The following is a 1,890-nucleotide window of genomic DNA, read 5'->3' on the forward strand; positions in this document are numbered from 1 at the left end:
CGCCGCCTGCAGCTCGTCCTCGAACCCGAGGCCGAGGATCCAGCCCTCTTCCGGCGCCGACACGTCGAGCATCGCGGCAAGCCGCTCCGGCGCAAGCCGCGCCAGCGCCCTGGCCGTAAGCCGCACCTGATGGGCGTCCTTGATCCCGCCCTCCGCCAGCGCCTCGGCCACGACCCCACGCAAGAGCGACGGCCAGATCTCGACGAAGGCGATGGGCCGGTCGAGCGGCTCGAAGGGCCAGACGGCGATCCGACCGGGAAACCGCGCCCGCAGGCGGTGCAGCACCGGCAGGCCGGTCATCACCTGCCCGCCCACCGCGCCGGCGCCGCCCATCTGCCAGCAGGTGAAGCTGCCCTTCGCGGCGCCCTCGACCTCGCGGCGCTCGGGCATGCCATGGCCCGTGCGGGTATCGCGGCGCGGCAGGTCCGGAACATCGGCCTTGCCACCGTTGAACCAGAACGGCCCGATGCCGGGGAAGCGCCGGTTCACCTCGCCCGCAAGCGCAAAGCGGGTGTTGCGCTTCGGCGCATCCTCGAGCCGCGCCTCCAGCCACGCCCAAACCGCGAGCGGATCGGCGCTGCCGGTCAGCGCCGTCCCGAAACCGCGTGGGTAGGCGAAGGGGAAGTCGAACCCCAGCATCAGCCGCTCACCCGACTCCAGCGCGGCCGAGATCCGGTCGCCGAGCAGCGCCTCGGCCGCGACGCGGTTGCGCAGGTAGAGCGGCGCGGCGTCGCCCTGCGCGGTGCTCTCGCCCAGCCAGATGGCGTCCTTGCGCGGCCTCGGGCCGGTGTCGTTGCCCGAGGACCAGTCGACCATCAGCACCCGGTCGAAGAAAGCGCCGGTCACCACGCGCCGCTCCGCCGGTTCCACGCCGGACAGCTCGCGCGGGCCCCGCGCCGGGTCGGTCTTCTGCGCTGCTTCATGGGTCCCCGCCGCCCTCCGCGACCGCGCCGTTTGCATCTTTTCCCGGGCTTGGATACGGCTTTGCCGAACCCTTCCGGAAAGGAAAACCATGGCCGGGCCCGGCGTGAAGTCAAGTTACTGGAAAGGGCTGCGCGACGGCCTGCCCTTCCTGCTCGTGATCGTCCCGTTCGCGACGCTCTTCGGCGTGCTGGCCGACGACGCCGGGCTGAACGCGGCCGAGGCGCTTGGCTTCTCGGTTGCGGTGATCGCCGGCGCCGCCCAGTTCACCGCGCTGCAGCTCATGCAGGACCACGCGCCGCTTGTCGTGGTTCTGGCCTCGTCGCTGGCGGTGAACCTGCGGATGGCGATGTACTCTGCCTCGCTGACCCCGCACCTCGGCCACCTGCCGCTGTGGAAGCGCGGCATCGCGGCGTATTTCCTGATCGACCAGTCCTACGCGCTCGGTATCATCAAGTTCGAGAAGGACCGCGAGCTGAGCCAGGCCGAGCGTTTCGCCTATTTCATCGGGACGGTCTCGGGGATCTGCCCGTTCTGGTACATCTTCACCGTGGTGGGCGCGCTGGTGGGCTCGAACATTCCGATGAACACCGGGCTCGACTTCGCCATGCCGATCGCCTTCATCGCGCTGGTGGGACCGGGGCTGCGCACCGGCGCGCACATGTCCGCCGCCTTCGTGGCGAGCGCCTCGGCGCTGCTCTTCGCCTTTCTGCCCTACAATCTCGGCCTGCTGGTCGCGGCGGTGCTGGGCATGGCCGCGGGGGCCGAGGTCGAACGCAGATGGGGAGCACCGGCATGATCGACCGCGTCGACCTCTGGATCGTCATCATCGGGCTCGGCATCGGCAGCTTCGGACTGCGCTTCGTCTTCCTCGGGCTGGTCGGCGACCGCCCCCTGCCCGCGTGGCTGATGCGCCACCTGCGCTACACCGCCGTGTCGGTGCTGCCGGCGCTGGTCATGCCGCTCATC

3 protein-coding genes are annotated in these 1,890 nt (G+C 70.6%); 2 read left to right on the forward strand and 1 reads right to left on the reverse strand.

Annotated features, from left to right (window positions below):
- A partial coding sequence (locus HC022_RS25465) for a molybdopterin guanine dinucleotide synthesis (RefSeq protein WP_368484787.1) occupies positions 1-849 on the reverse strand: 849 nt, incomplete at its 3' end.
- Between the two features lie 163 nt (positions 850-1,012).
- On the opposite strand from HC022_RS25465, the gene HC022_RS25470 reads away from it, so the two are divergent.
- Together HC022_RS25470 and HC022_RS25475 are read left to right on the forward strand one after the other, a co-directional pair.
- Positions 1,013-1,720 carry an AzlC family ABC transporter permease gene (locus HC022_RS25470; protein WP_167454251.1) on the forward strand — a complete coding sequence of 236 codons (708 nt, stop codon included), beginning with the start codon at positions 1,013-1,015 and terminating at the stop codon, positions 1,718-1,720.
- Positions 1,717-1,890: AzlD domain-containing protein (locus tag HC022_RS25475; RefSeq protein ID WP_167454252.1), on the forward strand; the 174-nt coding region annotated here is incomplete at its 3' end. The genes HC022_RS25470 and HC022_RS25475, both read left to right, overlap by 4 nt.

Origin of the sequence: Salipiger sp. HF18 (assembly GCF_011806505.1) — a bacterium.
Classification (GTDB): domain Bacteria; phylum Pseudomonadota; class Alphaproteobacteria; order Rhodobacterales; family Rhodobacteraceae; genus Salipiger; species Salipiger thiooxidans.

Bases quoted from the DNA above. Each gene is read 5' to 3' on its own strand.
- HC022_RS25470 (WP_167454251.1), top strand. From the start codon at position 1,013: ATGGCCGGGCCCGGCGTGAAGTCAAGTTACTGGAAAGGGCTGCGCGAC.